The sequence below is a fragment of the Pseudomonas sp. R2-60-08W genome, assembly GCF_003852335.1.
In the GTDB taxonomy this organism is placed as follows: domain Bacteria; phylum Pseudomonadota; class Gammaproteobacteria; order Pseudomonadales; family Pseudomonadaceae; genus Aquipseudomonas.
Genome location: NZ_CP027731.1, coordinates 5,111,524 through 5,137,617 on the forward strand (window position 1 = coordinate 5,111,524; position 26,094 = coordinate 5,137,617).

The following is a 26,094-nucleotide window of genomic DNA, read 5'->3' on the forward strand; positions in this document are numbered from 1 at the left end:
TTGATTTCCCTGGCCTGCAACGCAGTGGCCCAACCCTTGCTCTACGCTTTACTACGCGCTTGCCGCGCTGTACTCCAATAAACATAAAAGCAGGAGATGCCCACCATGCGTTATGCACACCCCGGTACTGAAGGCGCCATCGTTTCGTTCAAGGCCAAGTACGGCAACTACATCGGTGGAGAATTCGTTGCCCCGGTCGATGGCAATTACTTCACCAATACCTCGCCGGTCAACGGCAAGCCCATCGCCGAATTCCCGCGCTCCACTGCCAAGGATATCGACAAAGCCCTGGACGCCGCCCACGCCGCAGCTGACGCCTGGGGCAAGACTTCGGCCCAGGACCGCTCGCTGGTCTTGCTGAAAATCGCCGACCGCATCGAACAGAACCTCGAACTGCTGGCCGTCACCGAAACCTGGGACAACGGCAAGGCCGTGCGCGAAACCCTCAACGCCGACATCCCGCTGGCCGCCGACCATTTCCGCTACTTCGCCGGCTGCATCCGCGCCCAGGAAGGCAGCAGCGCCGAAATCAACGAACTCACCGCCGCCTATCATTTCCATGAGCCGCTGGGCGTGGTCGGCCAGATCATCCCGTGGAACTTCCCCCTGCTGATGGCCGCCTGGAAGCTCGCCCCAGCCCTGGCCGCCGGTAACTGTGTGGTGCTCAAGCCCGCCGAGCAAACGCCGCTGGGTATCAACGTGCTGATGGAGCTGATCGGCGACCTGCTGCCGCCCGGCGTACTCAACGTCGTGCACGGTTTCGGCAAAGAAGCCGGCGAAGCCCTGGCCACCAGCAAGCGCATCGCCAAGATCGCCTTCACCGGCTCCACCCCGGTGGGTTCGCACATCATGCATGCGGCGGCCGAGAACATCATTCCGTCCACCGTCGAACTGGGTGGCAAGTCGCCGAACATCTTCTTCGCCGACATCATGAAAGCCGAACCGCAATTCATCGAAAAGGCCGCCGAAGGCCTGGTGCTGGCGTTCTTCAACCAAGGCGAAGTGTGCACCTGCCCATCGCGCGCGCTGGTGGAAGAGTCGATCTATGAAGACTTCATGAAAGTTGTGATGAAAAAGGTCGAGTCGATCAAGCGCGGCGATCCGCTGGACACCGACACTATGGTCGGCGCCCAAGCGTCGGAGCAGCAGTTCGACAAGATCCTGTCCTACCTGGAAATCGCCAAGGGTGAAGGTGCGCAACTGCTCACCGGCGGCAAGGTGGAGAAGCTCAGCGGCGACCTGGCCACCGGCTATTACATCCAGCCGACCCTGCTCAAGGGCACCAACGAAATGCGCGTGTTCCAGGAGGAAATCTTCGGCCCAGTGGTAAGCATCACCACCTTCAAGGACGAAGCCGAAGCCCTGGCCATTGCCAACGACACCGAGTTCGGCCTGGGCGCCGGCCTGTGGACCCGCGACATCAACCGCGCCTACCGCATGGGCCGTGCGATCAAGGCCGGCCGCGTGTGGACCAACTGCTACCACCTGTACCCGGCGCACGCCGCATTTGGCGGTTACAAGAAGTCCGGTGTGGGGCGTGAGACGCACAAGATGATGTTGGACCATTACCAGCAGACCAAGAACTTGCTGGTGAGCTACGACATTAATCCGTTGGGCTTCTTCTAACCCACAACACCCTCCCACCCTTGCAATGCAATCAAAGGTGGGAGGGGGCTTGCTCCCGATAGCGGTGGATGAGCCAACAATTCAGTAGCTGACACACCGCCATCGGGAGCAAGCCCCCTCCCACACTTAGAACTTCACAAGTACTTGCGAACTGCATTCGGCTCAAAGAGGCCGAGTTAAAAACAATAACAACGAAAGGTACTTCCCCATGCCTAGCGAACCCACTGGATCGTCTGTCGACTTCGAAAAAGTCGGCACCGATTACTTCCAACAACGCGAACTCAAAAAAGGCGCCGCCGGCTGGGTGCTGCTGGTTGGCCTCGGCGTCGCCTACGTCATCTCCGGCGATTACGCCGGCTGGAACTTCGGCCTGGCCCAAGGCGGTTGGGGCGGCATGTTTCTCGCCACACTGCTGATGGCCACCATGTACCTGTGCATGTGCTTTTCACTGGCCGAACTGTCTTCCATGATTCCCACCGCAGGCGGCGGCTACGGCTTTGCCCGCAGCGCGTTTGGCCCTTGGGGCGGGTTTCTCACGGGCACGGCGATCCTGATCGAATACGCCATCGCGCCCGCCGCCATCGCGGTGTTTATCGGCGCGTATTGCGAGTCGCTGTTCGGCATTGGCGGCTGGATGATCTACCTGGCGTTCTACATCATCTTTATCGGCATCCACATTTTTGGGGTGGGTGAAGCGCTGAAGCTGATGTTCGTGATCACCGCCATCGCGGCCATCGCCCTGGGCGTGTTTCTGGTAGCGATGGTGCCGCACTTCAATGTCGCCAACCTGCTGGATATCCCGGTGACCGAAGCCAAGGGTGCCAGCCCTTTCCTGCCGTTCGGCTACGTCGGCGTGTGGGCGGCAATCCCCTATGCGATCTGGTTTTTCCTCGCGGTAGAAGGCGTGCCCCTGGCCGCTGAAGAAACCAAGAACCCCAAACGCGACCTGCCACGCGGGCTGATCGGCGCGATTGTGGTGCTGACCAGTTTTGCCCTGTTGATTCTGGTGATCGCGCCGGGCGGTGCGGGCACTTACGCCTTGATCAAATCCGGCAACCCACTGGTGGAAGCGTTGGCATTGTCCTACGGCGGCTCGACCTGGATGGGCAGCTTCGTCAACCTGGTGGGCCTGGCCGGCTTGATCGCCAGTTTTTTCTCGATCATCTACGCCTATTCGCGACAGATCTTTGCCTTGTCCCGCGCCGGCTACCTGCCGCGCAAACTGTCCGAGACCAACAAGAGCAAGGCACCGGTATTGGCGCTGGTGATCCCCGGCATTATCGGTTTTGGCCTGTCGTTGACCGGCCAGGGCGACCTGCTGATTCTGGTGGCCGTGTTCGGCGCCACCATCTCCTATGTGCTGATGATGGCCGCCCACATCACCCTGCGCATCCGTCGCCCCAAAATGGATCGCCCCTACCGCACGCCGGGCGGCATCTTCACCTCGGGCGTGGCGCTGGTATTGGCCTGCGTGGCCGTGGTGGCGGGCTTTCTGGTGGATCCGCGCGTGGTCATTGGCGCCGCGATCATCTATGGAGTATTAATTGCTTACTTTGCTTTCTACAGCCGGCATCACTTGGTAGCGGGCACGCCGGAAGAAGAATTCGCGGCGATCCAGGCCGCAGAGGCCGCCTTGCACTAACTGCCGTAAACCTCGACGCGGGCGCCTTGCCCGCGTCGTCAAGGAGACACTGTATGGCAAGCTTTTCCCACGCGGTGGGTGCACAGACCTACCGCTTCGACAGCCTCAAGGACCTGATGGCCAAGGCCAGCCCGGCGCGTTCCGGCGACTTCCTGGCGGGCGTGGCGGCGCACAATGATGGCGAACGGGTCGCGGCCCAAATGGCGCTGGCGAACACCCCGCTCAAGCACTTCCTGGAAGAAGTGTTGATCCCCTACGAAAACGACGAAGTCACCCGGCTGATCATCGACACCCACGACAAACAGGCCTTCGCCACGGTCAGCCACCTGACCGTCGGCGGCCTGCGCGACTGGCTGCTCAGCGACGCCGCCGATGAACAATCCCTACGCGCACTGGCGCCAGGGCTGACACCGGAAATGGCCGCCGCCGTGTCCAAGATCATGCGCGTGCAGGACCTGGTACTGGTGGCACAGAAGATCCGCGTGGTCACCCAATTTCGCGGCACCATGGGCCTGCGCGGGCGCCTGTCCACACGCCTGCAACCCAACCATCCCACCGACGAGCCGGCCGGCATCGCCGCCAGCATTCTCGACGGCCTGCTCTACGGCAACGGCGACGCGATGATCGGCATCAACCCGGCCACCGACAGCATCGCCTCGATCTGCGCCATGCTGGAGATGCTCGACGCAATCATCCAGCGCTACGACATCCCCACCCAGGCATGCGTGCTGACCCACGTCACCACCTCCATCGAAGCGATCAACCGTGGCGTGCCGCTGGACCTGGTGTTCCAGTCGATCGCCGGCACCGAAGCGGCCAACGCCAGCTTCGGCATCAGCTTGAGCCTGCTGCAGGAAGGCTATGACGCGGGCTTGAGCCTCAACCGCGGCACCCTGGGGCAGAACCTGATGTATTTCGAAACCGGCCAGGGCAGCGCCTTGTCGGCCAACGCGCACTTCGGCGTCGACCAGCAAACCTGTGAAACCCGCGCCTATGCCGTGGCCCGACACTTCAAACCGTTTCTGGTGAACACCGTGGTCGGCTTTATCGGCCCCGAATACCTGTACAACGGCAAACAGATCATCCGCGCCGGGCTCGAAGACCACTTCTGCGGCAAGCTGCTCGGCGTGCCGATGGGTTGCGACATCTGCTACACCAACCACGCCGAAGCCGACCAGGACGACATGGACACCCTGCTGACCCTGCTCGGCGTGGCCGGGATCAATTTCATCATGGGCATCCCCGGCTCCGACGACATCATGCTCAATTACCAGACCACCTCGTTCCACGATGCGCTGTACGCCCGCCAGACCCTGGGGTTGAAACCGGCGCCGGAGTTCGAGCAATGGCTGGCGAAAATGGGCATCTTTACGCAAGCCGACGGCAAGGTACGCTTCGGCAACAGCCTGCCACCGGCGTTCCGCCACGCGTTGGCGCAACTGGGATGAAGGAGCCGCCTGTGCAACTCGACCTGCCTGACAATCCATGGCTGCAATTGCGCCGCCTGACCCCGGCGCGTATTGCCCTGGGCCGCACCGGCACCAGCATTCCCACCAACGCGCAGCTGGATTTCCAGTTGGCCCACGCCCAGGCGCGGGATGCGGTGCATCTGCCCTTCGACCATGAAGCGCTGAGCCGCCAATTCGCCGAACGCGGCCGCGACAGCCTGTTGCTGCACAGCGCCGCCACCGACCGGCATATGTACCTGCAACGGCCGGATCTGGGACGCCGCCTGAGTGATGAATCGGCGCAAACCTTGCGCGATTACGCGTCGGCGCATCCCGATGGCGTGGACCTGGCGATCGTGGTGGCCGATGGGCTGTCGGCGCTGGCCGTGCATAAACACACCGCGCCTTTTCTTACACGCCTGGAAGAACAGACCCACGCCGAAGGTTGGTCCCTGTCACCGGTGATCCTGGTGGAACAGGGCCGCGTCGCCGTGGCCGATGAGATCGGGCAGCTACTCGGCGCCAAAATGGCGGTGATCCTGATCGGCGAACGGCCGGGGCTGAGTTCGCCGGACAGCCTGGGCTTGTATTTCACCTACAACCCCAAGGTCGGCCTCACCGACGCCTATCGCAACTGCATCTCCAATGTGCGCCTGGAAGGCCTGAGTTACGGCATGGCGGCCCATCGCCTGCTGTACCTGATGCGCGAGGCCTGTCGCCGGCAACTCTCCGGGGTCCATCTCAAGGATGAAGCGCAACTGCAGACGATCGAATCAGATGACCCGGACCTGATGAAAGGCAATTTCCTGCTCAGCCCACCTGTGGATTGATCGCGACACGATTGCGCTTTTTCGCGGCATTAGGCAGCATCGAGCCACCACCGCGCGCGTGGTCATACCCATTTGGATGTTGAGGCCTGGCATGCGGATTACTCAAGCGACCCTGGAACACCTGGACCTGCTGACCCCGTTGTTCGTCAAATACCGCGAATTCTATGGTGCCCTGCCGTTTCCGGACTCCTCGCGGGCCTTTCTGGAAAAGCGCCTGCGCCGTAAAGAATCGGTGATCTACCTGGCGCTGGCCGATGATGATGACAAACGACTGCTGGGGTTCTGCCAGCTATATCCGAGCTTTTCCTCGCTGTCGCTCAAACGCGTGTGGATCCTCAATGACATTTATGTGGCCGAGGACGCGCGTCGACAATTGGTCGCCGACAACCTGATGCGCACGGCGAAGAAGATGGCCAAGGAAACCCACGCGGTGCGGTTGCGGGTGTCGACCAGCAGCGACAATGACGTGGCGCAGAAGACCTATGAGTCGATAGGGTTTCGCGAAGACACCGAGTTCAAAAACTACGTGCTGTCGATCAACGAAGAATAGCCCGCAAATACCACAGATCCCTTGTGGGAGGGGGCTTGCTCCGGATAGCGGTGGGTCAGCCAATATCCATATCACTGACCCACCGCAATCGGGAGCAAGCCCCCTCCCACATTTTTAAACCGGGTCCCACTGCTTCACACTTTCACGACACTCCCCGCTACAAAAGCCACACGCTTTTCACCATTCAATCCGTATAATGCCGACCTTTCAGGGTTGTAAGAATCTCGACATACACGTGTAGCCTTATTTCCCGTCGTCCCCGCACTGGCCTGCTGAGCCGGGCCATTCACACAGGTGCCATCCATGGATTTCAACCCGCTTGACCTTATCCTGCATCTCGACGTTTACCTCGACATGCTGGTAACCAACTACGGTCCGTGGATCTACGCCATTCTGTTCCTGGTGATTTTTTGCGAGACCGGCCTGGTGGTCATGCCGTTCCTGCCGGGTGATTCGTTGCTGTTCATTGCCGGCGCCGTCGCCGCAGGTGGCGGCATGGACCCGGTGCTGCTGGCCGGCCTGCTGATGCTGGCAGCCATCCTCGGCGACAGCACCAACTATGTAATAGGACGAACCGTGGGCGAGCGCTTGTTCAGCAACCCGAACTCGAAAATCTTCCGCCGTGACTACCTGCAGAAAACCCACGACTTTTACGACAAGCACGGCGGCAAGACCGTGACCCTGGCGCGCTTCCTGCCGATCCTGCGCACCTTCGCGCCGTTCGTCGCCGGCATTGCCAGGATGCCCTACCCGCGCTTCTTCGGTTTCAGCGTGCTGGGCACCATTCTCTGGGTCGGTGGCCTGGTGACCCTGGGTTACTTCTTCGGCAACGTGCCGTTTATCAAGAAGAACCTGTCGTTGCTGGTAGTGTTCATCATCCTGCTGTCCCTGGTGCCGATGATCATCGGCGTGGTGCGCAGCCGCTTTGGTCGCACCTCCTCCGAAGCCAATCCGCACTGATCGCCCATGTGGTCCCTCAGCGCCTGGCGTCGCCGGCGCCTGCTGGCCAAGCACCCGATTGCCGATGACACCTGGCAACGGGTGCGTCACCACCTGACCTTCCTCGACGGCATCACCGCCGAGCAAGACCAGTGGCTGCGCGAAGCCTGTGTGCTGTTCCTCGCCGAAAAACACCTCACCGCCCTGCCCGGCGTCGAACTGCATCAGGAACAGCGCTTGCTGCTCGCGGCCCAGGCGCAACTGCCGCTGATGAACCTGGGTGACCTCTACTGGTATCAGGGCTTCCATGAAATCGTGCTGTACCCTGACGACTTTCTCAGCCCGCAACGCCATCGCGATGCCAGCGGCGTGGAACATGAGTGGGACGGCGAGCACAGCGGCGAAGCCTGGCAACAAGGCCCGGTGATCCTCGCCTGGCCCGGCGTACTGGCCAGCGGCCATTGGGCAGGCTACAACCTGGTCATCCATGAGCTGGCGCACAAACTGGACATGCTCAACGGCGACGCCAACGGCCTGCCCCCACTGCACAACGACATGCGCGTGCAGGAATGGGCCAGCGTGATGCAAAGCGCCTTCGACGACCTCAATCGCCAACTCGACGCCAACCCGGACGCCGACACCGAGATCGATCCGTACGCAGCGGAAAACCCGGCGGAATTCTTTGCCGTCACCAGCGAGTATTTTTTCAGCGCCCCGGATTTACTGGCCAGCCATTACCCACAGGTGTACGCCCAACTCAGCCGCTTTTACCGCCAGGACCCGTTGGCCCGCCTGACCCAACTGCAAGCCCACGACCCGCGCTACCAGCCACAGGGCGAATGACCGTACGACGCTTGGCGCATGGCATCGGCGTCAGAATATGCCTATAATCGCCGCCACTTTTAGGCCAATCCGGCCATGTCATATGGCCAACTACGGGGGCAACGCCCAATGAGCTACAGCAAGATTCCGGCTGGCAAAGACCTGCCGAACGACATCTACGTCGCCATCGAAATTCCGGCCAACCACGCGCCGATCAAATACGAAATCGACAAAGACAGCGACTGCCTGTTCGTTGACCGTTTCATGGCCACCCCGATGTTCTACCCGGCCAACTACGGTTTCATTCCCAACACCCTGGCTGACGACGGTGACCCCCTCGACGTGCTGGTCGTGACCCCTTACCCGGTCACCCCAGGCTCGGTCATCCGCGCACGCCCGGTCGGCATCCTGAACATGACCGACGACGGCGGCGGCGATGCCAAAGTTATCGCAGTGCCACACGACAAGCTGTCCCAGCTGTACGTCGACGTGAAGGAATACACCGACCTGCCGCCACTGCTGCTGGAACAGATCAAGCACTTCTTCGAGAACTACAAAGACCTCGAAAAAGGCAAATGGGTGAAGATCGACGGTTGGGGCAATGCAGACGCTGCCCGCGCCGAAATCATGAAGTCGGTAGCCGCCTACAAAGGCTGATACTTGCGCCTCATTGCCACGGCAATTAAAAAGCCCCGATTATTCGGGGCTTTTTTATGAATACTAAACGCCGAGTTCAATGTTTAATTTTTTATGTTTAACTAACACTAATAGATGAAGAATCAGACTACAACTAAGGAAAAACCTACATGCGCAATTCAACGCATAGTTTATTTGAATAGTTTTCCTGGCCGGTAAACTCTGCGTTTATGAATACATCAGGTGATCGTTTAAAAGCGCTATTACGGGAAGTTCATCTTTCCGCCTCCGACTTCGCCAAGAATCGCGGCGTCACGCCTCAGCACGTGAACAACTGGTTCAAACGCGGCGTCCCCATGGGCCGACTCAACGAGTTCGCAGAACTGCTGTGCGTTTCCAGTCGCTGGTTAAGCGACGGCCGCGGCCCCAAACACCCACCGGTCAACTACCTGTTGGACGGCCCCACCGCAAGGATTGCACCGACCCGCGAAGACATCGGCAAATACCTCACAGGCCCTGCCTGCCGCCCGGATAATACCGACGTGGAGATCCCCCTCCACCCCACATTCACCTCAACCGAACGCATCCGCGTCACCCAGCACACCCTCGAAACCCTCAACGTAAATTCCGACCGCGCGGTAGGCGCCTACATGGTCGACAACAGCATGATCGACATCATCCAACAAGGCGCCACCCTCGCCATCGATAAAGGCCGCACTCAAATCATCGACGGCGAAATCTACGCCGTCGAACACGACGGCATGCTGCGCATCAAATACCTCTACAACCGACCTGGCGGTGGCCTGCGCATGCGCAGCCACAACGCCAGCGAACACCCGGACGAATACCTCACCTACGACGAACGCTTCGAGCAGAACTTCCAGATAGTCGGCTGGGTATTCTGGTGGTCCACCCTCAACAACCGCCGCCCACCGGTGCCGCTGGACGAACACCTACTGGGCTGGGAAGGCTCCGAATCGGAACCGGAGGTGGGCAACTGAGGTGAATGTGGGTATCATGCGCCGCACATTTGGCAGGGGATGGTTTCAGGCTGTTGCCCTGCCAGGCGATGCGGAGGAGTTCCCGCGGATGCCCCTACTATTCAGCCCGACGCAACGTGGGCTGAGCGATTTGAAGGCTGGTGAGGTTTGTCAAAAACAAGCTGAAACAGTCCCCGAGAAGCCGGCCACAAGCCGGCTTTTTAATGCCCGTCTATCTCAGATCAATTGTCCAACAGCTGCTAGACAATTGAATGGTCAAAAGAGGCCGCTTAGCGACTTGCTGGCCTTGCACGTCATGAGGCCTGCAAACATTCCACAGCCCGATCGGCCACCATCTTGGCCATCTCCACCAAATGCATCACCGCCCTCTGCGGCGCAGCCACTGGTTCGCCGAGCACCTGCGACGTAGCCACCGCACAATGCAACAGCTCAGCCACCTGAGCCCAGGCATCCTCGAAACTCAGTTCTTCGCTGACCGTAAACGGACTGGTCACATCTGATGACGGCGAATCCGAACAAACGTTATCCATAGCAAAACTCCAATCGATAAGTTGGAGCTGCCATTTCCCGCGACTAAACGAAAGGCGGCAGCTGTACGCAGGTTAGTCGACCGGTCGATTGGGAACCCGGCGCACCCGGAGGTGCCCTGCGCACAGCCACCATAAGATGCAGGCGAAGAGGTGCCTGACTCATGAGTTGCTTATGCGCCAATCGAATCCGAGCGACTAAACCCGATCACTGAATGTGCAGTGACAATCCGCAGCCTAGTCACCCATTTCCGCTGGCGCAATGCGGTTGGGATTCTCTCGGAAACGTCCTGCGAATGAAAGGGATAGGACCTGCTGGCCCTTCAAAGTCAAATCCCCCATCGCTCTTCGCATTGATTTATGCAACAGGTGCTGCACAAGCCAGAAAAAACCATCGTCCTTTTTAAGTTGACAGTAAGACTCCTCCCACCCGATTTATCCGTCACGATCCACCCATTAATCTGTGCCCATGTTGAACACAACGCCCAACCAACCTAAACAAAAAAAGGATTCAACCATGAGCACTCCAACCTACAACCGCCTGAACAAAGACGACGCCATCGTGCTGCTGGTCGACCACCAGACCGGCCTGATCTCCCTGGTGCAGGACTTCTCCCCCAACGAGTTCAAGAACAACGTGCTGGCCCTGGCCGACCTGGCCAAGTTCTTCAACCTGCCGACCATTCTCACCACCAGTTTCGAGCAAGGCCCCAACGGCCCGCTGGTGCCGGAGTTGAAGGAAATGTTCCCGGACGCGCCGTATATCGCTCGCCCAGGCCAGATCAACGCCTGGGACAACGAAGACTTCGTCAAGGCGATCAAGGCCACCGGGCGCAAGCAGATCATCATCGCTGGCGTGGTAACCGATGTGTGCGTGGCGTTCCCGACCTTGTCGGCGCTGGCGGAAGGGTTTGAGGTGTTCGTGGTAACGGATGCGTCGGGCACGTTCAATACCACGGTGCAGCAGGCGGCATGGAGCCGGATGACCCAGGCCGGTGCGCAGTTGATGAACTGGTTCTCCGTGGCGTGTGAGTTGCACCGCGACTGGCGCAACGATATCGAAGGGCTGGGGAATCTGTTGTCCCAGCGCATTCCTAACTATCGCAATTTGATGAATGGGTATGCGGCGCTGACAGCTCAGCAGAAATAAGTCAGCCCAGTGTGACGATAAGCCTGCCCTGAAAAGGCAGGCTTTCGGTGCTTGAACCGGCTTACCCCGCCAGTTCTCTCTCTATCTGCTCAATGCTGGGCAAACTGGTCTGCAGTTCTGCCGACAAAGACTCTACCCACTGATATTCCGCCACACCGATAGGCCGGTTGTTATCGCGCAGAGCATATTCAGCCACCACCTCATTTTTACCCTTGCACAGCAACAGGCCAATGGTCGGGCCATCCTGTGGGTGCTTCAGTTCGGCATCTACAGCCGCGAGATAGAAGCTCAACTTGCCCAGATGCTCGGGCTTGAATTTACCCGCCTTGAGTTCGATCACTACGTAGCAGCGCAGTTTCAAGTGGTAAAACAACAGGTCAACGAAGAACTCATCACCGCCAACATTCAGCAGTACTTGCCGGCCAACGTAGGCAAAGCCTGCGCCCAACTCTAATAAGAACTCAGTAACATGTTTGATCAAGGCATTTTCGATATCACGCTCTTTCGCATCCAGGCCCAGGCTTAGGAAGTCAAAGCGATAAGGGTCCTTGAGAGATTCTCGTGCCAGATCGGATTGTGCCTTTGGCAAATGGCTTTCGAAGTTGCTGACTGCCTTGCCACTGCGCTCCAGCAAGCAATTTTCGATGTGCAGTACCAGCGTGTTCCGCGACCAGCTGTGTTTAACTGCCTGGGTGATGTACCAGCGACGTGTTTCCGGGCCGGGAAGCTTTTCGAGCAACACCACGTTGTGACCCCAGGGCAATTGTGCAGCAGCCTGTTGCACAAATTCCGAATCCGGCCACGCCTCGGCAAAAGCGCGCATATACTTGAGATTGCGCGGCGAAAAACCCTTAATGTCGGGAAACGCTGCACGCAGATCCTGCGCAAGGCGGTCGATCACTTTGCTCCCCCAGCCTTGATCGCTCTGACGGGCCAAAATTTCGCGTCCAATCTGCCAGTAGAGCATCACCAATTCACGATTGACCGCGATTGACGCGCGCTGCTGTGCGTTATGGATGCGGCCCTTGAGGTCTGTCAGCCAATCGGTATAGCCCTCGGGTGGCGCGGACAACCCAATAGAGGTTTCGCTCATGCCTGGTTCACTCTTGTGTTTTCGGCAGGCTAGTCAGGCAGCTGTGCCGTCACAAGAGCTCATGAATGCTCCAGGAAGGCTCCTGCGGCCTTTGCGGAACGGTCCTGCTGGCACTCTTCGCTACTGATTCAAAAACAACGATGGCGCCGGTCCCTGCTTTCCCCGATAGGCCCCCCTACCCTGAAACCACTTGCGGACAATGAGATATATGTTTCGCGCTTCGGGCAAGCTGAAACGTGGTGAGCCGAATAACGCCGCTAATCGGCTCACCGCCTGCACGCTCCCACTCATTTGCCCCAAATCCCCATGTCTGCTAGTGTCGCGCCGGTTTACCGTCTACCGGAATTGCCGCCATGGCCCGCAAAAAAGTTGCACTCGATTTCGAACAATCCCTCGCCGACCTGCAAACCCTGGTCGAGCGTCTGGAGAACGGCGAGTTGTCGCTGGAAGACTCGTTGACGGCGTTTGAGCAAGGCATCGGCCTGACCCGTGACTGCCAGAGCGCGCTAGCGCAGGCTGAGCAGAAAGTGCAGGTATTGCTTGAGCGTGATGGGGAGTTGGCCGAAGAACCTTTCGATGCGGAACAACCCGAATGATCGATGCGTATCAGGCCAGTAGCCAAGCCCGGGTGAATGCGGCGCTGGAGCCCTTGTTTGTTGCGCCAAGCCCGGAAATGAAGCGCCTTTACGACGCCATGCGCTACAGCGTGATGAATGGCGGCAAGCGCGTGCGCCCGTTGCTGGCGTATGCGGCGTGTGAAGCGCTGGGTGCGCCGGCCGAGGACGCGAATGGCGCGGCCTGCGCGGTAGAACTGATTCACGCCTACTCCCTGGTACACGACGATCTGCCGGCGATGGATGATGACGATCTGCGTCGCGGCCAGCCGACCACCCATAAAGCCTTCGATGAAGCCTATGCGATCCTGGCCGGTGATGGCCTGCAGAGCCTGGCGTTCAGCGCGTTGCTCGACCCGCGTTTGAGCCGCGTGAATGCCGAGATCCGCCTGCGCATGGTCACCGCCCTGGCCCTGGCGGCAGGCCCGGCCGGTATGGTCGGCGGGCAGGCGATCGACATGGGTTCGGTCAGCCTCAAGCTGGATCAAACAGCCCTGGAACACATGCATCGCCACAAGACCGGCGCGTTGATCGAGGCTGCGGTGCAGCTCGGTGCCCTGGCCAGTGGCCGGGCCGAAGCCGCGCAATTGGCGGCGCTGCACACCTATTCACGAGCTGTTGGCCTGGCGTTCCAGGTGCAGGACGACATTCTCGACGTGGAAAGTGACACCGCAACCCTCGGCAAACGCCAAGGCGCGGACATCGCCCGGGACAAGCCCACCTATCCTGCGCTGCTCGGGCTTGCAGCTGCCAAGGCGTATGCCCTGGAACTGCGCGACCAGGCCCTGGACGCCCTGCGACCTTTCGACGCGGCGGCTGAGCCGTTGCGTGACCTGGCGCGGTATATCGTCGAACGCCGCCACTGATAACCGTGGCGATCAGCGCCGCATATCGGCCAAGTTGGCGCCCCTGCGTGGGCAGTTTGCAACGCTTGAGGTAAACTGCCGCCTCTTCTATACCTATAACGATTCGCCTGATGCCCACGACGTTCCAAGAGATTCCCCGCAAGCGCCCGTCCACGCCCCTGCTCGACCGCGCTGCCACGCCGGACGGCCTGCGTCGACTGGGTGAAGCCGAGCTGGAAACCCTGGCCGATGAACTGCGCCTGGAATTGCTCTACACGGTCGGCCAGACCGGTGGGCACTTCGGTGCCGGGCTGGGCGTGATCGAGCTGACCATCGCCTTGCACTACGTATTCGACACCCCGGACGACCGGCTGGTGTGGGACGTGGGCCATCAGGCGTATCCGCATAAAATCCTCACCGGGCGGCGCGAGCGTATGGCCAGCCTGCGCCAGAAGGACGGTATCGCCGCCTTCCCGCGTCGTTCCGAGAGCGAGTACGACACCTTTGGCGTCGGCCACTCCAGCACCTCGATCAGTGCAGCGCTGGGCATGGCGATTGCCGCTCGCCTGCAGAACAGCGATCGCAAGGCGATTGCGGTGATCGGTGATGGCGCGCTGACAGCGGGCATGGCCTTCGAAGCGTTGAACCATGCGCCGGAAGTGGACGCCAACATGCTGGTGATCCTCAACGACAACGACATGTCGATTTCGCGAAACGTCGGCGGCCTGTCCAATTACCTGGCGAAAATCCTCTCCAGCCGTACCTACGCCAGCATGCGCGAAGGCAGCAAGAAAGTGCTGTCGCGCCTGCCCGGCGCGTGGGAAATTGCCCGTCGCACGGAAGAATATGCCAAGGGCATGCTGGTGCCCGGCACGCTGTTCGAAGAATTGGGCTGGAACTACATCGGCCCTATCGACGGCCATGACCTGCCGACCCTGATCGCCACGCTGCGCAATATGCGTGACCTCAAGGGCCCGCAGTTCCTGCATATCGTCACCAAAAAAGGTAAAGGCTTCGCGCCGGCGGAAGTCGACCCGATTGGTTACCACGCGATTACCAAGCTGGAACCACTGGACGCTCCCGCCGCTGCGCCGAAAAAGGCCAGCGGGCCGAAGTATTCCGGTGTGTTTGGCGAATGGCTGTGCGACATGGCCGCCGCCGACCCGCGCCTGGTGGGGATCACCCCGGCGATGAAGGAAGGCTCCGACCTGGTGGCGTTCAGCGAGCGTTTCCCGTTGCGTTACTTCGATGTGGCGATTGCCGAGCAGCACGCAGTGACCTTCGCCGCCGGCATGGCCTGCGAAGGCGCCAAGCCGGTGGTAGCGATTTACTCCACCTTTCTGCAACGCGGTTATGACCAGTTGGTGCATGACGTGGCGGTGCAGAACCTCGACGTCTTGTTCGCCATCGACCGCGCCGGCCTGGTGGGCGAAGACGGCCCGACCCACGCCGGCAGCTTCGATCTGTCTTACCTGCGCTGCATCCCTGGCATGCTGGTGATGACGCCGAGCGACGAGAACGAACTGCGCAAGATGCTCAGCACTGGTCACCTGTACAACGGCCCGGCGGCCGTGCGCTATCCGCGCGGGAATGGCCCGAATGCGCTCATCGAGAAAGACCTGGAGCCTATCGAGATCGGCAAGGGCATCGTGCGCCGCCAGGGCAGCAAGACGGCCTTCCTGGTGTTCGGCGTGCAATTGGCCGAAGCCCTTAAGGTAGCGGAGAAGATCGACGCCACCGTGGTCGACATGCGGTTCGTCAAACCGCTGGATGAAGCGTTGGTGCGCGAGATTGCCGGTAGCCATGAGTTGCTGGTGACGGTCGAAGAAAACGCCATCATGGGCGGTGCCGGCGCGGCGGTCAGCGAGTTCCTGGCGCGGGTGAATATCCTCAAGTCGGTGCTGCACCTGGGCCTGCCGGATATGTACGTCGAACACGCCAAACCGGCGCAGATGCTGGCTGAATGCGGGTTGGATGAAGCCGGTATCGAAGCCTCGGTGCGCGAGCGCTTGGCGCTCTTGAATCCGTAACCGGATCCAAATGTGGGAGGGGGCTTGCTCCCGATAGCGGTGTATCAGTTGTAGCTATTTTGACTGAAGCACTGCAATCGGGGGCAGGCCCCCTCCCACATTTTTTGATGTGTGCAACCTTCAAACGCTACGGACGGCCCATGAAACGCCTGTACCTTGCATTGCTGCTTCTGCCAGCCTCGCACCTGCTCGCCGATACCCGGGACCAGGCCCTGAAGCTCTCCGACGTGGTCATCAGCGCCAACCGCCAGGTGCAGGCGCGCAATGACAGCAGCGCCGCCAACACCGTCTTCACCCGCGCCGATATCGACCGCCTGCAACCTTCCAGCCTGACCGATCTGCTCAGCCGCGTGCCCGGCGTGCAAGTTGCGCCCACCGGCGGCCGTGGCAGCTTGCCGGGCATTTACATTCGCGGCACGAAGTCTGCGCAAAGCCTGGTGCTGGTGGATGGCCAGCGCATTGCCAACACCACGTCCGGTGACAGCGGCCTGCAATACCTGAACGTCGACCAGATTGAGCGCGTGGAAGTGCTGCGCGGTTCACGTTCGGTGATCTACGGCAGCGATGCGATTGGCGGGGTGATCCAGGTGTTTACCCGGCGCAACGCCGCGCAAGGCCTGCAACCGCGCCTGAAGCTCGGCGTTGGCAGCAACCAGACGTGGCAGCGCAGCCTTGGCCTGTCGGGCGGCGATGAGCAGACGCGCTTCAACCTGGGCGCAAGCCTGGATGAAACCGCCGGCATCAATTCAACCCATCAGTCGTTTCCCAGCGATGGCGACCATGATGCCTACCGCAACCAGTCCCTGAGCCTGAACCTCAGCCATTCGTTCAGCGACGAGCTGGAGGTGGGCTTCAACCTATTGGATAACCGCGGCAAGTCAGAGTACGACAACAGCTTCGGGCGCTATGACTTCGCCACCGGGCAAAGCCTCGGCCAGAAACCCTACACCGACTACACCGTCAGCAGTGCCAGCGGCTACGTCGACGCCACCCTCAGCGAAGGCTGGCAGTCGCGCCTGGAACTGGGCCACAGCGAAAACCGCGACACCAAGCGCGATACCCTCAGCGACGATTTCAGCGTGTTCGATACCTACCGCGACTCGGTCAACTGGCAGAACGACCTGACGTTGAACGACCGCAACAGCTTGATCGTCGGTGGCGACTGGTACGAAGACCGCTTCCACGGCTCCACCACCTTTACCGAAGACAGCCGCTGGAACCGCGCCGCCTTTGTGCAGCACCGTTTCCAGGGTGAATGGTTTTCCACCGAGCTGGGCCTGCGCCGCGACCAGAACCAGCAGTTCGGCGGCCAGAACAGCTGGAGTGGCACGCTGACGGTGCCGATCAATCCGGACAACGATGTGTTGCTCAGCTACAGCGAAGGCTTCCGTGCGCCCACCTTCAACGACCTGTATTACCCCGACACGCAATACAGCAATCCCAACCTGCAACCTGAGCGCTCAAAGAGTTACGAGCTGCAATGGCGCAGTCAGTTAACAGACAGCACCCGCCTCGAGGCCTCGCTGTACCGCACCGACCTGAGCGATGCGATCATCCTCGACGGCGGCAAGCCGCAGAACGTGGCGTCGGCGCGGATCAATGGTTTTGAGGCGGCGCTCAAGCAGGAGCTGTTTGGCTGGCAGGGCAACCTGGGTGTGTCGCTGATCGACCCGCGTGATCGCGACAGTGGCCATACTTTGGCTCGTCGTGCACGGCGCACGGTGAACCTGGATCTGGACCGGCAGTTCGATAAGTTCGGCGTAGGTGCAAGCTGGCAGGCGATCAGCAGCAGCTACGATGACGAAGCCAACCGTAATCGCTTGGGCGGGTACGCCTTGCTGGGCCTGCGCAGCAGTTGGGCGTTGAGCCACGCGGTGTCGCTGTCGTTGAAGGTCGATAACCTGTTGGACAAGGCCTATTCCCGTGCGCGCTACAGCTATAACGATCCGGCGTTCCTGAACAATCAGGATTACCGGGAAGAAGGCCGGGTCTGGATGTTCGGCGTAACGTGGACGCCGCAGATGTGAGGCGCCACAAAATGTGGGAGGGGGCTTGCCCCCGATAGCGGCCTCACACGTTCGGCGCAATCACCTGACACAACCGCGCCAGCGCTTCCAGCATCTGCCCGCTGGGCCGTTCCAGGCCCTTGTCCGGCACCAAGCGCACGCGTGCCATCATCGTTGGCCACACCTTCCAAGCCTCCAGTTGCGCCTGGTCGCCCACCAGAATCAGCTCGGGATCACGCTGCAACACTGATTCGATACTGACCTGCGGCGCCGGCAGCGTGAGGTCGTCGAACACGTTACGCGCCCCGCACACCGTCAATGCATCACTGATGATCTGCCCACCGCCCACGGTGTACAGCGGCTGGTTCCATACCTGGTAAAACACCCGCACCGGCTCGGCGCGCTGATAGCGCTGGCGCAGGTCGGCGAGGCGTTGGCGCAGTTTGTCGGCAAGTACTCGGCCGGCCTCCCCGCGCCCCAATTGCTCGGCAATGGCTTGGACCTGAGCGGTCAGTTGTTCAAGGCTATGGGGCTCGGCGATGTACACCGGCAGGTTCAGGCGCTGCAACTGCTCGCGCTGGGCCGCGCCGATGCTGCCGGGCCAGAGCAGGATCAGATCGGGCTTGAGGCTGAGCAGGCGTTCCATGTCCAACTGGCCGTAGCGGCCGACCGATGGCACGCTTGCCAATTGCGCCGGACGATCGCCGCCATCGAGCACGCCGACCAATAAGTCACCAGCACCCAACTCGACCACGATTTCGGAAAGCGACGGCGCCAGGCTCACCACCCGCTCGACCGCCACCACCTGGGCGCTCAATACCAGCAGCAACGCCAGCCCGTAGCGCTTCATCCCAACTGACGCGGTATGCGATAGAGGTAAAACAGCACCATCGTCGACAGCGCCAGCAAGAACAGCGGCACCGCTTCCAGGCCGACGAATACCGCCAGCGCACCGATCCAGGCTGGCAATGCCGCCACCAGCAAGGCCGTGCGTCGACGCGCCGCGAGGGCGATCCAAGCGGCGGGTTCTTCCGGGGTGTCGAGGGCCTTGGAGGTGGCGATCAGCGCGTGTTTATAGGCGTGAAAATAACGCAGGCTGAGAAACATCGAGGCCACGCCGGCGATAAACAACGGCATGGCCAGTACGGGAAGCAGCGACTCGGCGCGGCCGAACACCAGGTTGATCACAAACAATGGCAGCAATGCCAGGGCCAGGTACTGCCACCAGTTGAAGGACAATCGCCGTTTCACCTGGCCGCGGGTCACGCGCGGTCGACCTCGCCTTGATGCTCATTGCCCATCATGTGGTCGAGCTTGCTGGCTTTGGTGGCCAAGTAGAGTTTGTTGTGCGGGTTGTGCCCGGTGTGCAGCGGGACGCGCTCGGCCACGGTGATGCCCATTTCGGTCAAGGCTTTGACCTTGCGCGGGTTGTTGGTCATCAGGCGCAGGGATTTCACGCCCAGGTGCTCGAGCATCGGCAGGCAGATGGCGTAGTCACGCTGGTCGGCGGCAAAGCCCAGGCGCTCGTTGGCTTCCACGGTGTCGGCGCCGCCATCTTGCAATTCATAGGCGCGGATCTTGTTCAGCAGGCCGATGCCACGGCCCTCCTGTCGCAAGTACAGCAGAACGCCACGGCCTTCACGGGCGATGGCCTGCATCGCGGCTTCCAATTGCGAACCGCAGTCACAGCGCTGGCTGAACAGCGCGTCGCCGGTCAGGCATTCGGAATGCACGCGGCCCAGCACCGGCGCACCATCAGCGATATCGCCCAGGCTGAGCACAACGTGCTCGCGCCCGGTGGCTTCTTCGAGAAAGCCATGCATGGTGAACGTGGCAAAGGGGGTAGGCAGCTTGGAAGCGGCGACGAAAACGACGGGCACCGTGTGCTCCTGATTTCAGATTTCACAGAGGCGGGCATTGTAACAGCCTGTTCCTACAGACGCTTAAGCTGAATGATCGCTGATAAAGATCAATAGGTTCGATTGGCCTTCGGCTTGGTTCTATGCAGGTCAGAACGGATACGGCTGTTTCCAGCGTTCGAAAATCGGCTTCAACTCGCCGTTTTTCACTAGGGCGGTCATGCGCCGGTCGTAGACTTTCATCAATGCCCGCCCGCGTTCGTTATCGGCAAAGGCTATATAGAGCGGCAGTTCCATGATGTGGGTGAGGGTGAACCGGGACGGGTCGTCGGCCTGACTGAGCACGTACTTGGCCTCGGTGAGGGCCTCAATGTAGAAGTCTGCATGGCCGTATTGCAGCATCGCTAAAATGCCGCTGCGGCGCTGAATCTGGTTGAAGCGGCGCACATTCGGCAAATATTTCTCGTATTTATAGCCACGCACCCAGGCCAGGCGGTGATCACCGAGCGTCGCCAGGTTGGGCGTGGGCAACGTGGCCAGCCCGAGGGCATAGATAGGGTCGGAATCGAAAGGCCAGTGCGGGTACAGCACCTGGTCAGCTTCGTCGCGATAGACACCGACGCAGCCATCCACCTCGCCACGCTGGGCCAGGCCAATCGAACGGGTATAGGGCGCGCTGTAGATTTGCAGGGTGACGCCTGCCGGTTCAAACACCCGGCGCAACACGTCCCAGGCCAGGCCGCTGCCATCCTTGCCGGTATAGTCGTTCCACTCCTCGCTGGCCAGCATGATCTTGCCAGGCACCGGGACTTCATCCGCCTGGAGCACAGCGGTAAAGGCGCACAGCATGACCAGCAACCAGCGGCGCACACTCATAGTGACGGCTTCCTACGTGGAGATATTCATATGAAGGGTAGCCCAGAGCGTCGGCTACGGCAGCTCGCGGAAATGCTGATAGCCGTGCACTGCCGGGGTAATGTCCTGGCCGTGGCTGTCGAGCAGCGTCACGCCCTGCCCCGCTTCGGCCCGTCCGATCACATGGATCGGCCAGCCATTGGCCCGCAACGGTGCCAGTTCGGCCTGGGGTAGCGTGAACACCAGCACATAGTCGTCGCCCCCACTCAACGCGGCCACACGGGCCTCGTCGTTGCCGACAAACGCCAGCAATGCCGCCGACAACGGCACCGCATCGCGCTCGATCAACAGGCTGACAGCTGATGCCCTGGCGATATGCCCGCAATCGGCCAATAACCCGTCGGAGATATCCATGGCCGAGGTTGCTTTACCGCGCAGGGCCAGGCCCAACGCCAGTTGCGGCTGCGGCGACCAATAGTGGGCGAGCAGCGGTTCGGCGATGGCGGCTGCCGCGCTGCGCTGACCCAATACCAGCGGCAAGGCCCCGGCCGCATTGCCCAACTCCCCACCGACGCACAGCAGATCCCCCGGCCGCGCACCACTGCGCGTCAAGGCAAGCCCGGCCGGCACGCGGCCAAACACGGTCAAGGTCAGGCTCAGCGGCCCGCGCGTGGTATCGCCGCCCACCAGGCCCACGTCGCAGCGTTGCGCCATGGCGTTCAAACCCTGGGCATAGCGTTGCAACCAGTCGGCATCGACAGTCGGCGTGGTCAGGGCAAGGGTAAACGCGAGGGGGTGGGCGCCCATGGCGGCCAAATCGCTCACCGCCACGGCCAGCGAGCGCTGGCCGAGCAGGAACGGGTCACACGGGTCGGCAAAATGCACGCCGGCCACTAAGGTGTCTGTAGAAACTGCCAGCTGCTCCCCGGCAGGGAGCGCGAGCAAGGCGCAGTCGTCGCCGATCCCCAGGGCAATGCCTTCGCCGCCTTGCGCACAGGGCGCGGCGGCGAAGTAGTTGCGGATCAGCTCGAACTCGCCCACGGGACTCAAGCGCAACTCAGCGCTTGTGTTCCTTCACTTCGGCTTCACGCAGGCGCGGAGCCAGCTTGTCGAGCACGCCGTTGACAAACTTGTGGCCGTCGGTCGAACCGTAGACTTTCGCCAGTTCGATGCCTTCGTTGATCACCACGCGGTACGGTACGTCGACGCGCTTGAGCAGTTCCCAGGTGGAAAGGCGCAATACGGCCAGTTCAACCGGGTCCAGCTCTTCGAGGGTCAGGTCCAGGCATGGCGACAGCGCGGCATCGATCTCGGTCAGGTTGGCCGGAACACCGTGCAGGATGTCGTGGAAGTAGCTCTGGTCGGCGAAGGTGAAATCGTTGTCGACGCGAAATTGCGCTTCGATTTCGTTCAGCGACGTACCGGCCATGTGGCGCTGGTACAGGGCCTGGGTCGCGAGCTGACGGGCCGCGCGACGCTTTTCGCTTTTCGACGGTTTGCCGGCGTCGGCTGGACGCTCGTCGCGAGGGTTGAAACGATCGCTCTCGTCGGAAATCACTTGGCCTCCAACTGCGACAGCAGGCTGACCATTTCCAGGGCGGACAGGGCAGCTTCAGCGCCTTTGTTACCGGCCTTGGTGCCGGAACGCTCGATGGCTTGCTCGATGGAATCCACGGTCAGCACGCCGAATGCGACCGGCACGCCGAACTCCATGGACACCTGGGCCAGGCCCTTGGTGCATTCGCCCGCCACGTATTCGAAGTGCGGGGTACCGCCACGAATGACCGCGCCCAGGGCGATGATCGCCGCGTATTCACCCTGCTGGGCAACCTTTTGCGCAACCAGTGGAATTTCGAAGGCGCCAGGGGCACGGATAATGGTGATGTCGCTCTCGCTCACACCGTGGCGAACCAGGGCGTCAACGGCACCGCTTACCAGGCTTTCAACCACGAAGCTGTTGAAGCGGCCAACCACCAGGGCATAGCGGCCTTGGGGGGCGATGAAGGTACCTTCGATGGTCTTCAGGGTCATTCGACAAATCTCTTAAAGAGCCGGGACGCGAAAAGTGCGTCCCTCAGTGATGATTTAACCGCGAACAAGGGGCAAAAAATCGCCAGCCTTTATTCGGAGGGCACGTATTCTACAACTTCCAGATCGAAACCGGATATCGCATTAAATTTCATCGGTGCGCTCATCAGGCGCATTTTGCGCACACCGAGGTCGCGCAGAATCTGCGAACCGGCACCGACAATGCTGTAGGTGGTCGGTTTTTTCACCGGCGCGTGCTCCGCCGTTTCGCGGATATGCGCCAGCAACACGTCGCCATCCAGCGGGTGACCAAGCAACAGCACCACGCCACTGCCCGCCTCGGAAACCGCGGCCATGGCGGCGCGCAGGCTCCAGCGGCCGGGCTGCTTGACCATCAGCAAGTCGCGCAGCGGGTCCATGTTGTGCACGCGCACCAGGGTGGGCTCGTCGGCGCAGATATTGCCCAGGGTCAGGGCCATGTGCACGTCGCCTTCCACTGAATCACGGTAGGTCACCAAATTGAATTGGCCCAGTTCGCTGTCCAGCGGCTGCTCGGCAATCCGCTGAACGGTACGTTCGTGAATCATGCGGTAGTGGATCAGGTCGGCAATGGTGCCGATCTTGAGGTTGTGTTCGGCGGCAAACGCTTCGAGTTCGCTGCGACGGGCCATGGTGCCGTCGTCGTTCATCACTTCACAGATGACGCCGCTCGGCTCGAACCCCGCCATGCGCGCCAGGTCGCAGGCCGCTTCGGTATGGCCGGCGCGGGCCAGGGTACCGCCCGGTTGGGCCATCAGCGGGAAGATGTGGCCCGGGCTGACGATGTCTTCGGCCTTGGCATCCTTGGCGGCGGCGGCCTGCACGGTGCGGGCGCGGTCAGCGGCGGAGATGCCGGTGGTGACGCCGGTGGTGGCTTCAATCGATACGGTGAACTTGGTGCCGAAACCCGAGCCATTGCGCGGCGCCATCAATGGCAGCTTGAGCAGTTCACAGCGTTCGCGGCTCATGGGCATGCAGATCAACCCACGGGCGTGCTTGGCCATGAAGTTGATGTGCTCAGGCAGGCAGGCCTCGGCGGCCATGATGATGTCGCCTTCATTCTCGCGATCTTCGTCATCCATCAGGATGACCATCTTGCCTTGGCGGATGTCTTCAACCAGTTCTTCGATACTATTGAGCGCCACGCGGCACCCCCTTGGTCAGGATTTCAGGTAGCCGTTAGCGGCCAGAAAACTTTCGGTGATGTTACCCGGTGCAGGCTCTGCGGCCTTTTCGCCGAGCAACAGGCGCTCCAGGTAACGGGCAAGCAAGTCCACTTCCAGGTTCACCCGGCGACCTGGCTGGTAGGCGGCCATGATGGTTTCGCTGAGGGTGTGGGGAATGATGGTCAGTTCGAATTCGGCGCCATTGACGGCGTTCACGGTCAGGCTGGTGCCGTCGACGGTGATCGAGCCTTTGTGGGCGATGTACTTGGCCAGCTCCTTCGGCGCGCGGATACGAAATTCCACGGCGCGCGCGTTTTCGCTGCGCGCCACGACTTCGCCGACGCCATCGACATGGCCGCTGACCAGGTGGCCGCCCAGGCGTGTGGTCGGCGTCAGGGCTTTTTCCAGGTTGACCGGGCTGCCGGCCGCAAGATCGCTCATCGCGGTGCAGTCCAGGGTCTCGCGGCTGACATCGGCGGCAAAGCCATTGCCCGGCAGATCGACGACGGTCAGGCACACACCGCTGACGGCGATGCTGTCGCCCAGCTTGACGTCGCCCAGATCGAGCTTGCCGGTTTCAACCAGCAGGCGGATGTCGCCGCCCTTGGGGGTCATGGCGCGGATGCTGCCGATGGCTTCGATAATGCCGGTGAACATGTCGTGCTCCTGAAAACGGGGGGCTGACGCTTGCGCGCAGGCCGGGAATTATACGCTCGCTGCCGGCAGCGGGACGGCGGTGATTCGCCAGTCGTCGCCAACCGCGCGCATGTCAGTGATCTTGAGGTGTGGGGCGTCGACGAGTTTCTCAAGCGGCCAGTCCAGCAAGGGCCGGGCAGCGGAGCCGAGGAACTTGCCGGCGACGAAAATCACGTATTCGTCGACCAGGCCCTGCTGGGCAAACGCGCCAGCCAGGCTTGGGCCCGCTTCCACCAGCACGTCGTTGACGCCACGGGCGGCCAGTGCCACCAACGCTGAACGCAGGTCGACCTGGCCCTCCACGCCTGGCACCACCAGGCACTCGGGGCCACGGGGAAACTGGTTTTCCGCGGTCACGCATGTGATGACCAACGCCGGGCCCGCCTTGAAGAAAGGTGCATTGAGCGGCACGCGCAGGCGACCGTCGATCAATACGCGCAGCGGCGGACGCGACATGGCCAGGGCGGTGGTGTGTGCATCCAGGCCCAGCTCGGCGGCGCGCACGGTCAGGCGCGCGCCGTCGGCCAGCACCGTATCGGCGCCGGTCAGCACCACACTCGCTTCGGCACGCAGGCGCTGGACGGCGGCGCGGGCGGCAGGGCCGGTGATCCATTGGCTTTCGCCGCTGGCCATCGCGGTGCGCCCATCCAGGCTCATCGCCAGTTTGACCCGCACAAACGGCAGGCCCTGTTCCATGCGCTTGAGAAAGCCAGGGTTCAGCGCGCGCGCTTCAGATTCCAGCACGCCGCTACGAATCTCGATCCCGGCCTGGGCCAGGCGCTGCATGCCGCGCCCCGCCACTTCCGGGTTGGGGTCCTGCATGCCGGCCACTACCCGAGCCACACCGGCGCTCACCAGCGCATCGGCGCAGGGCGGCGTGCGGCCGTGGTGGCTGCACGGCTCGAGGGTCACGTACACCGTAGCGCCACGCGCCTTGTCACCGGCGGCGCGCAAGGCGTTAGGTTCGGCGTGGGGCTCGCCGGTACGCTCATGCCAGCCTTCGCCGACAATCTGCCCATCGCGCACGATCACGCAGCCCACCCGTGGGTTGGGATGGGTGGTGTACAGGCCCTTGCGCGCCAATTCGAGGGCGCGGGCCATGTAATGGGCGTCGAGCACAGCCTGTTCAGCGGTCATTGTTTGGAAGGCTCACGGGCCAGGCGGTCGATTTCTTCGCGGAACTCATTGAGGTCCTGAAAGCGTCGATACACCGAGGCGAAACGGATATAGGCGACTTCATCGAGCTTTTGCAGCTCACCCATCACCAGCTCGCCCACCACCAGGCTCTTGACCTCGCGCTCGCCGGTCGCGCGCAACTTGTGCTTGATATGCGCCAGCGCCGCTTCCAGCCGCTCGACACTCACCGGGCGTTTTTCCAGGGCGCGCTGCATACCGGCGCGCAGTTTTTCTTCGTCAAAAGGCTGGCGGCTGCCGTCGGACTTGATCAGACGTGGCAATACCAGTTCGGCGGTTTCGAAGGTGGTGAAACGCTCACCGCAGGCCAGGCATTCGCGCCGGCGACGCACTTGGTCGCCCTCGGCGACCAGACGCGAGTCGATGACCTTGGTGTCGTTGGCACCGCAGAAGGGACAGTGCATGGTTGGCAGGCAACAAAAAATGGGAGGGCCATGGTAGCGCATCCCCGTAGCAAGACAAGCCATAGCCTTTACGGTATATAGGCAGGCTTATATG

General features: G+C 61.3%; 27 protein-coding genes. 14 read left to right on the forward strand and 13 right to left on the reverse strand.

Annotated features, from left to right (window positions below):
- Positions 1-105: 105 nt before the first annotated feature.
- The 9 genes from C4J90_RS23335 (at position 106) to C4J90_RS23375 (ending at position 9,494) form a co-directional block, all read left to right on the forward strand.
- Positions 106-1,626 (forward strand): aldehyde dehydrogenase family protein, encoded by a 1,521-nt coding sequence (locus C4J90_RS23335; protein WP_124364571.1) that lies wholly within the window; start codon positions 106-108, stop codon positions 1,624-1,626.
- 208 nt (positions 1,627-1,834) lie between these two features.
- On the forward strand, positions 1,835-3,268 hold the full coding sequence (eat, locus tag C4J90_RS23340; RefSeq protein ID WP_124420920.1) for an ethanolamine permease: 1,434 nt from the start codon (positions 1,835-1,837) through the stop codon (positions 3,266-3,268).
- A gap of 53 nt (positions 3,269-3,321) precedes the next feature.
- Positions 3,322-4,716, forward strand: coding sequence for an ethanolamine ammonia-lyase subunit EutB (locus C4J90_RS23345; protein ID WP_124408281.1), 1,395 nt, complete (start codon positions 3,322-3,324; stop codon positions 4,714-4,716).
- The gene (gene eutC / locus C4J90_RS23350) at positions 4,713-5,546 is read left to right on the forward strand and encodes an ethanolamine ammonia-lyase subunit EutC (RefSeq protein ID WP_124364574.1); all 834 of its coding nucleotides are present in this window, start codon (positions 4,713-4,715) and stop codon (positions 5,544-5,546) included. The genes C4J90_RS23345 and eutC overlap by 4 nt, the downstream gene beginning before the upstream one ends.
- Positions 5,547-5,637: 91 nt before the next feature.
- The gene (locus C4J90_RS23355; RefSeq protein WP_124364575.1) at positions 5,638-6,096 is read left to right on the forward strand and encodes an N-acetyltransferase; all 459 of its coding nucleotides are present in this window, start codon (positions 5,638-5,640) and stop codon (positions 6,094-6,096) included.
- A 303-nt stretch (positions 6,097-6,399) separates the two neighbouring features.
- The gene (locus C4J90_RS23360; protein WP_124364576.1) at positions 6,400-7,056 is read left to right on the forward strand and encodes a DedA family protein; all 657 of its coding nucleotides are present in this window, start codon (positions 6,400-6,402) and stop codon (positions 7,054-7,056) included.
- Positions 7,057-7,062: 6 nt separating this feature from the next.
- Entirely contained in the window at positions 7,063-7,878 is an 816-nt protein-coding gene (locus C4J90_RS23365; RefSeq protein ID WP_124420921.1) for a zinc-dependent peptidase, read from the forward strand.
- A 108-nt stretch (positions 7,879-7,986) separates the two neighbouring features.
- On the forward strand, positions 7,987-8,514 hold the full coding sequence (ppa, locus tag C4J90_RS23370; RefSeq protein ID WP_003176323.1) for an inorganic diphosphatase: 528 nt from the start codon (positions 7,987-7,989) through the stop codon (positions 8,512-8,514).
- A gap of 209 nt (positions 8,515-8,723) precedes the next feature.
- Positions 8,724-9,494 (forward strand): S24 family peptidase, encoded by a 771-nt coding sequence (locus C4J90_RS23375; RefSeq protein ID WP_124420922.1) that lies wholly within the window; start codon positions 8,724-8,726, stop codon positions 9,492-9,494.
- Between the two features lie 293 nt (positions 9,495-9,787).
- Here the strand turns inward: C4J90_RS23375 and C4J90_RS23385 are convergent, their stop codons facing one another.
- Positions 9,788-10,024 (reverse strand): hypothetical protein, encoded by a 237-nt coding sequence (locus tag C4J90_RS23385; RefSeq protein ID WP_124420923.1) that lies wholly within the window; start codon positions 10,022-10,024, stop codon positions 9,788-9,790.
- Positions 10,025-10,538: 514 nt separating this feature from the next.
- Between C4J90_RS23385 and ycaC the strand changes: the two genes are divergently transcribed.
- Positions 10,539-11,171, forward strand: a complete 633-nt coding sequence (gene ycaC / locus C4J90_RS23390) for an isochorismate family cysteine hydrolase YcaC (protein WP_057724871.1) — start codon at positions 10,539-10,541, stop codon at positions 11,169-11,171.
- 61 nt (positions 11,172-11,232) lie between these two features.
- Here ycaC and C4J90_RS23395 read toward each other — a convergent pair whose 3' ends face one another.
- Positions 11,233-12,264: a YhcG family protein gene (locus tag C4J90_RS23395; RefSeq protein ID WP_124420924.1), complete on the reverse strand. Its 1,032-nt coding sequence runs from the start codon at positions 12,262-12,264 to the stop codon at positions 11,233-11,235.
- Positions 12,265-12,617: 353 nt separating this feature from the next.
- On the opposite strand from C4J90_RS23395, the gene C4J90_RS23400 reads away from it, so the two are divergent.
- The 4 genes from C4J90_RS23400 (at position 12,618) to C4J90_RS23415 (ending at position 17,780) form a co-directional block, all read left to right on the forward strand.
- Positions 12,618-12,860, forward strand: a complete 243-nt coding sequence (locus tag C4J90_RS23400) for an exodeoxyribonuclease VII small subunit (protein ID WP_003176346.1) — start codon at positions 12,618-12,620, stop codon at positions 12,858-12,860.
- Positions 12,857-13,744, forward strand: coding sequence for a polyprenyl synthetase family protein (locus C4J90_RS23405; RefSeq protein WP_124420925.1), 888 nt, complete (start codon positions 12,857-12,859; stop codon positions 13,742-13,744). Before C4J90_RS23400 ends, C4J90_RS23405 begins: the two co-directional genes overlap by 4 nt.
- Before the next feature lie 110 nt (positions 13,745-13,854).
- Positions 13,855-15,753 (forward strand): 1-deoxy-D-xylulose-5-phosphate synthase, encoded by a 1,899-nt coding sequence (gene dxs / locus C4J90_RS23410; protein ID WP_124420926.1) that lies wholly within the window; start codon positions 13,855-13,857, stop codon positions 15,751-15,753.
- A gap of 140 nt (positions 15,754-15,893) precedes the next feature.
- A complete protein-coding gene (locus tag C4J90_RS23415; protein WP_124420927.1) occupies positions 15,894-17,780 on the forward strand; it encodes a TonB-dependent receptor domain-containing protein in 1,887 nt (628 codons plus the stop codon).
- Positions 17,781-17,823: 43 nt separating this feature from the next.
- Here the strand turns inward: C4J90_RS23415 and C4J90_RS23420 are convergent, their stop codons facing one another.
- The 11 genes from C4J90_RS23420 to nrdR all read right to left on the reverse strand — a co-directional run bounded on the left by C4J90_RS23420 (position 17,824) and on the right by nrdR (position 26,000).
- Positions 17,824-18,609, reverse strand: coding sequence for a cobalamin-binding protein (locus tag C4J90_RS23420; protein WP_124420928.1), 786 nt, complete (start codon positions 18,607-18,609; stop codon positions 17,824-17,826).
- A complete protein-coding gene (locus C4J90_RS23425; protein WP_124364584.1) occupies positions 18,606-19,025 on the reverse strand; it encodes a nuclear FMR1 interacting 1 family protein in 420 nt (139 codons plus the stop codon). The genes C4J90_RS23420 and C4J90_RS23425 overlap by 4 nt, the downstream gene beginning before the upstream one ends.
- Positions 19,022-19,639, reverse strand: coding sequence for a GTP cyclohydrolase II (gene ribA, locus C4J90_RS23430; RefSeq protein WP_124364585.1), 618 nt, complete (start codon positions 19,637-19,639; stop codon positions 19,022-19,024). The genes C4J90_RS23425 and ribA overlap by 4 nt, the downstream gene beginning before the upstream one ends.
- Before the next feature lie 129 nt (positions 19,640-19,768).
- Positions 19,769-20,494: an ABC transporter substrate-binding protein gene (locus C4J90_RS23435; RefSeq protein ID WP_124420929.1), complete on the reverse strand. Its 726-nt coding sequence runs from the start codon at positions 20,492-20,494 to the stop codon at positions 19,769-19,771.
- Between the two features lie 54 nt (positions 20,495-20,548).
- Positions 20,549-21,514, reverse strand: coding sequence for a thiamine-phosphate kinase (gene thiL, locus C4J90_RS23440; protein WP_124416063.1), 966 nt, complete (start codon positions 21,512-21,514; stop codon positions 20,549-20,551).
- Positions 21,515-21,530: 16 nt separating this feature from the next.
- A complete protein-coding gene (gene nusB / locus C4J90_RS23445; RefSeq protein ID WP_101273191.1) occupies positions 21,531-22,031 on the reverse strand; it encodes a transcription antitermination factor NusB in 501 nt (166 codons plus the stop codon).
- Positions 22,028-22,504, reverse strand: a complete 477-nt coding sequence (ribE, locus tag C4J90_RS23450; RefSeq protein WP_122539990.1) for a 6,7-dimethyl-8-ribityllumazine synthase — start codon at positions 22,502-22,504, stop codon at positions 22,028-22,030. Before ribE ends, nusB begins: the two co-directional genes overlap by 4 nt.
- Before the next feature lie 89 nt (positions 22,505-22,593).
- Entirely contained in the window at positions 22,594-23,685 is a 1,092-nt protein-coding gene (ribBA, locus tag C4J90_RS23455) for a bifunctional 3,4-dihydroxy-2-butanone-4-phosphate synthase/GTP cyclohydrolase II (RefSeq protein WP_124368508.1), read from the reverse strand.
- A 15-nt stretch (positions 23,686-23,700) separates the two neighbouring features.
- Positions 23,701-24,363, reverse strand: a complete 663-nt coding sequence (locus tag C4J90_RS23460) for a riboflavin synthase (protein WP_124420930.1) — start codon at positions 24,361-24,363, stop codon at positions 23,701-23,703.
- A gap of 48 nt (positions 24,364-24,411) precedes the next feature.
- Complete coding sequence (gene ribD, locus C4J90_RS23465; protein ID WP_124405409.1) at positions 24,412-25,539, reverse strand: bifunctional diaminohydroxyphosphoribosylaminopyrimidine deaminase/5-amino-6-(5-phosphoribosylamino)uracil reductase RibD; 1,128 nt, start codon at positions 25,537-25,539, stop codon at positions 24,412-24,414.
- Entirely contained in the window at positions 25,536-26,000 is a 465-nt protein-coding gene (gene nrdR / locus C4J90_RS23470; protein WP_124364590.1) for a transcriptional regulator NrdR, read from the reverse strand. The genes ribD and nrdR overlap by 4 nt, the downstream gene beginning before the upstream one ends.
- Positions 26,001-26,094 lie beyond the last annotated feature (94 nt).